The organism is Pseudoalteromonas luteoviolacea DSM 6061 (assembly GCF_001625655.1).
Classification (GTDB): domain Bacteria; phylum Pseudomonadota; class Gammaproteobacteria; order Enterobacterales; family Alteromonadaceae; genus Pseudoalteromonas; species Pseudoalteromonas luteoviolacea.
In genome coordinates, this window is record NZ_AUYB01000010.1 from 1 (window position 1) to 5,015 (window position 5,015).

The following is a 5,015-nucleotide window of genomic DNA, read 5'->3' on the forward strand; positions in this document are numbered from 1 at the left end:
CACGCTTGCAGCTCAAGAAGCACCAAGCATTCAGCCTTAATAGATAACAATTAAATCAACAGGATAAAAGACATGAACAACGTATTAAAACTACAAGAAATGGCATCTACAACTGAAGCAGACGTTCAAAGCTGGTCAACACTAAGTGGCGTATGTCGCACGCTTGCAGCACAAGAAGCACCAAGCATTCAGCCTTAATGTAGGGCAATGCTTGCATCAGGAGTGAATGTTTCTATGCCCGTGTAGTGAAACAAGACTCCTGAGAGCCAGCGACGCGCCAAATGATTTGTCGCGTCGTCCCTGGCAACTTTTCTAAAACAAATTAAAAGAATGAGAACGAAAATATGTTGGATAATTTATACACCTTTGGCGATAAGGACTTTTTCTCGCTACCATCAGAGTTAGGTGCTGATAAGGAATACAGTGAAGTTATTACTAGTTTGCTTTCGAAAGATTGGACAGTAAAAAGACACAATATTTGGTTGGCTGCCGCACCAAAGAACATGGATATTCCAGTACAAGGCTTCAAAATTCATGTATCAGCAACTGAAGAAGAAGCCATCGAAGTAATCCATAAAACAGTACAAGTATGCCTAGATCATAAAGCCGCATTCAAGGTGATTTGCCGTAAAGATATCGCAAATCAAATGGCCTCTAAGTCAACTGGCCGAAGTGGTTCAGGTAAGTTAATCACTATTTATCCAGTCGATTTTGAATCATTTAAAGTGATGATCCATGACCTTTATATTGCAACTAAAGACAATAATGGTCCTTACATTCTGTCTGACAAACGTTATAAAGACAGCAAAGTTGTACACTATCGTTACGGTGGCTACAAGTTGATCCCCAAACCGAAGCCGGATGGTACTGCAGACGCTTGTTTAATTCAGCCAGATGGTACTTTGGTAAAAGATGAGCGAGAAGCATTTTATTCACTGCCAAGTTGGATTGATGAGCCATTTAAAGATGAAGAGGTCGCTGAAGATGACTCAGAGATCAAGCCTTTAGCTGGCAGGTATCAAGTATTGGAGGCTTTCTCGTTTTCTAATAGTGGCGGCGTTTACAAAGCAACTGATTTAGAAACTGGTGAAACGGTCGTTGTGAAAGAAGCCCGTCCGTATGTGCAATTCTCTTCACTTAACGCAAAGTCAATATACGCTGACACCGTATTAAAGAATGAATACAAGATCCTTGAAGCGCTGCAAGGCAGTGAATACTTCCCTAAACCTGTAGATTGCTTTACTGAGTGGGAGCACTCCTTCTTAGTGGAAGAGTTTGTTCAAGGAGAGGCGATCCGTTCATTCAGAGCCAAAGAGGAAGTCACCTTAATCCCATTTACAGGCAATTTGGCAACTGCTGAGAAGTTTAAGCAACAGTTTACATGGATCACCAAATCTTGTATCGATGCGATTGCCTACGCACATAGTCAAGGTATTGTTTTAGCTGACATTTCACCAAACAATATAATCGTTGATAGTGATAATAAGCGCATTAAATTTATCGACTTTGAAGGTTCATTCAGAGTAGATACTGCCAATGAGCATCGAGACAGCATTCCTATTCTGGCAACACCTGGATTTACTGAGCAGTCGAACTTAGTTAAAGAAGGGGCCACGTATAAAGGCGATTGGTATGGCTTATCTATGGTGCTGTACAGCATGCTGTTACCTATTCAGCAAGCATTTGAAATGAATGCAGAGTTCAAATGGTCACTGTTGGAAAAAATGGTGAAAGACAGTGGCTTACCGGTCCAAGTTATCAATGTAATCGATGCGCTTTCGAAAGGGTTAGTTGAAGACGCCAAAGCGATTTTGGATGAGCTAGATAACATTACCCTATCGGAAGAAGTGGCAGACAAAATAGAGAGAATAGAAGAGTTCCCTACTGTGTCATCCAATTTTAGCGATATAGAAAATACGCTACAACGCTCTTTAACCAACATTACTAAGTTATTGAGAAGTGGTATTGAGCGCAAAGGCCATGACTTCTATTTACCTGTCGATTTCCAAGCGTTTGATACACATATGGGGTCACTTGCATACGGTTACTCTGGACCCGCGCTGCTACTTGCTCGAGCTGGTAAAGACATCCCAGAGGGACTTGCTGCGGAATTAGATAAGAGCTTTGCTGAAAAAGAGGCGTCACCCGGAATATTGGTGGGATATGCAGGCATGGCACTTAGTCAAATTGAGCTGGGTAACTACGATGTAGCACGTGAATTGTTATCTAAGTCCATGGCGGTTCCATTCGAGCAGCAAGCGAGTAACTTCGCCCATGGTTTGGCAGGTATTGGTCATGGTTTTGTGAAGCTGTACCAACATACACAGCACCCAGATGATTTGCAGCAGGCTATCGAAGCAGCATTGTTACTAAGAGAGCGCAGAACCTTCGAACGCGGCGGATACAAATATGCTTCAAGCGTAGAAGACAATGAAGGCGTAGGTTTCATGTACGGCAGCACAGGTGTCGCACTGTTTTTAATTCAACTGTTCAATGTAACCAAGCAAGAAAGTTACCTAGAAGAGGCGAGGTTAGCACTGCAATTTGATTTGCATGTGGGTCTTAAGCCTGAAGGGCACTATCAATGGGGCGATTCGGAAAGCAGCCAAATGGTACTGCCATACGTTGAAAATGGTTCTTCGGGTATTGGCTCTGTGGTATTGCGCCTATACCAAGCAACTAACGATGAATACTACTTAGATATTGCTCGTAAAATTGCTTTGAGCTCATACTCACTTTACGCCGCTCAGCAAGGGTTATTCTCAGGCTCTGTAGGCATCGCTGACTTCTTATTTGACATGCATCAGGTGACTGAAGAGCAGCAGTATAAAGATAGTGCACTGAATATCTTAGAGCGCTCAGCACTATTCTCAATTTCGCGAAACGAAGGTGAGTTATTCCCAGGTCGTACCTTGATTAGACTATCGACTGATTTAGCCATGGGATCTTCGGGCATTGGCATCGTCTTTGACCGAGTTTTAAATAACAAGTCTCGCCCATTGTTTGATATCTAACAGAGTTGGCGGCTTAGGCCGCCTCACTAAGGAATTAGTTGATATGATTATTTCAAAAGAAAACCTTAGCACTGCTGCAGATATTCTGAAGCCACATCACAAAAAACTAGGATTGTTGTTCTTTCTGACTGCTATTCAAGCAGTGATGTTTTCAGCGATAGACCCACTGGCAATGAAGTTCTTAATCGATGCACTTAGCGAAGGGGATGTGCAAACATTCATCTATCTAGCTGTAGGTGTGACTTTTATTGCAACGTTTGGCAGAGTGCTGATTTATTACACTGCACTTACCTCGCAAAAGATTAAAAACGATTTACACCAGAACCTTACGGTAGAAATGGCAGAGTCTCTTTACAATAAACCGTACGAAGAAATTGCAGAAAAAGGCCGTGGATACTTTACGTCTCGCTTGCATGATGAAGCACGACAGTTAAGTGGTGTTGTAGATGTATGTACAACCTTAATCTCTGGCTTTTTCGTAAGCGTGATTGGACTGAGTGTTGCGATTTGGTTGAGTTGGGAAATCACTCTGGCGTTAGTAGTTATTGTGCCTTTCCTATATTTCTTGGCACATCGCTTTAGCGGCAAGATCTCTAGTTGTACCGAGCGCTTACATGAAACTGAAGCGCAATTTAAATCTATCTTAAACAAAGCGATAGATAGCTTTAAATACGTGAAAACACATAGCTTAATTAACCAAGCGCAGCACAGAATCGAAGAAGGTATTACCGAACCTTTAGATGCAAGATACAAAAACACCAAGATTGCGGCCATGTATCAATCAATTAGCAGTGTGTTTTTAAGCTATGCCGAGTTATCTGTTTTGATTGCGGCAGGTATCCAAGTGATTTTAGGTGCGATTACGATTGGTTCACTATTCGCCTTAACTCGAGCGTTTGGGATGATAGTGGGTGCTGTCCAGCAGTTGTCATCTGTAATCCCACACATCGCAGCACTGAATGGTTTACTTGAGCGCTATCGTGTATTTACCCAAAAAGTTGAGTCACCACAAGGCGCCTCAGAGATCGCTGCTCATAGTGAATTAGAGCTTCATAATGTTGGCTTTAGCTATGGCGATAAGCAAATCCTTAAAGATGTGTCTTTGAATGTAAATCATGATGACAAGATATTGATATCGGGTGGAAATGGGGTAGGAAAGAGTACATTCCTGAATCTGTTGGCTGGATTCTATCAACCACAGCAAGGCCGAATTACGCTTGCCAAGGACAAGGAAATGAGTACCGCACTTTACCCGTTCCAATTTTTACCAGGCACGGTAAAGGAGAACTTCAATACCTTGAGCCTTAAATGGGATAGTTCAGGACGTGCAGAGGCTTTAATCAATGAGCTAGGGCTGCAAGAGTGTTTGGATGTTAACTACGATGATTTATCTGAAGGTCAGAAAAAGAAATGCCAAATTGCCGCTTGCTTACTTAAGCCTGCAAATATCTATGTACTGGATGAGCCGTTGGCAAACATTGATGACCAAAGTAAAGAAAACATTTTGGGTCTCATCGAGCGATACACTAAAAAAGCTGCTGTGCTCATGATTATGCATGAAGGTAATAACTTTAAAGACAAATTTACGCGATTTATTGATTTGAAAGGAGACGGCAAAGTCACGGTAAGTTAAATCGAATAAAGGACTAAACAAGGACGCTAAGTTTCGCTTAATAACTATAAGAAGAATAAATAAAAACAATAATAAAAAGCGGAATTTAGTAGTGACAGGGAAGTCACTTATGGAATGAGTATCAGTTGAGACTACGACTTTACTCGGATCTGACGAGACAAAAAATTTATTTTTCGTTTTCTGGCAAGGACGCCGGTCTTACTCACGGTAGTAAGGCATGCTGGAAAGCACAATACAGGGGCATGACGCGCCTGATAAAAGCCAAGTGTGCAAAGATGAGCACACACCGATTTATTTTTTCGTTCTCTGGCAAGGACGCCAGCCTTACTCAAGTTAGTAAGACCTGCTAGGAGGCACAGTACAGGCAC

General features: G+C 42.0%; 4 protein-coding genes. 3 read left to right on the forward strand and 1 reads right to left on the reverse strand.

Going from position 1 to position 5,015, the window contains the following annotated elements; genetic code table 11:
* The first annotated feature begins 72 nt into the window (after positions 1 to 72).
* The 3 genes from N475_RS25895 to N475_RS00495 all read left to right on the forward strand — a co-directional run bounded on the left by N475_RS25895 (position 73) and on the right by N475_RS00495 (position 4,647).
* A complete protein-coding gene (locus N475_RS25895) occupies positions 73 to 198 on the forward strand; it encodes a class III lanthipeptide (RefSeq protein ID WP_211270584.1) in 126 nt (41 codons plus the stop codon).
* A gap of 146 nt (positions 199 to 344) precedes the next feature.
* Positions 345 to 3,014 (forward strand): class III lanthionine synthetase LanKC, encoded by a 2,670-nt coding sequence (gene lanKC / locus N475_RS00490; RefSeq protein WP_063355935.1) that lies wholly within the window; start codon positions 345 to 347, stop codon positions 3,012 to 3,014.
* A gap of 43 nt (positions 3,015 to 3,057) precedes the next feature.
* Positions 3,058 to 4,647 (forward strand): ATP-binding cassette domain-containing protein, encoded by a 1,590-nt coding sequence (locus N475_RS00495; protein WP_063364513.1) that lies wholly within the window; start codon positions 3,058 to 3,060, stop codon positions 4,645 to 4,647.
* A gap of 131 nt (positions 4,648 to 4,778) precedes the next feature.
* Here N475_RS00495 and N475_RS25900 read toward each other — a convergent pair.
* Positions 4,779 to 5,015 (reverse strand): hypothetical protein (locus N475_RS25900; protein WP_211270585.1); only part of this gene is annotated, 237 nt, incomplete at its 5' end.

Excerpts from the sequence above, each read along its gene's own strand:
- N475_RS25895 (WP_211270584.1), top strand. The coding sequence starts at position 73 with ATGAACAACGTATTAAAACTACAAGAAATGGCATCTACAACTGAAGCA.
- lanKC (WP_063355935.1), top strand. The coding sequence starts at position 345 with ATGTTGGATAATTTATACACCTTTGGCGATAAGGACTTTTTCTCGCTA.
- N475_RS00495 (WP_063364513.1), top strand. The coding sequence starts at position 3,058 with ATGATTATTTCAAAAGAAAACCTTAGCACTGCTGCAGATATTCTGAAG.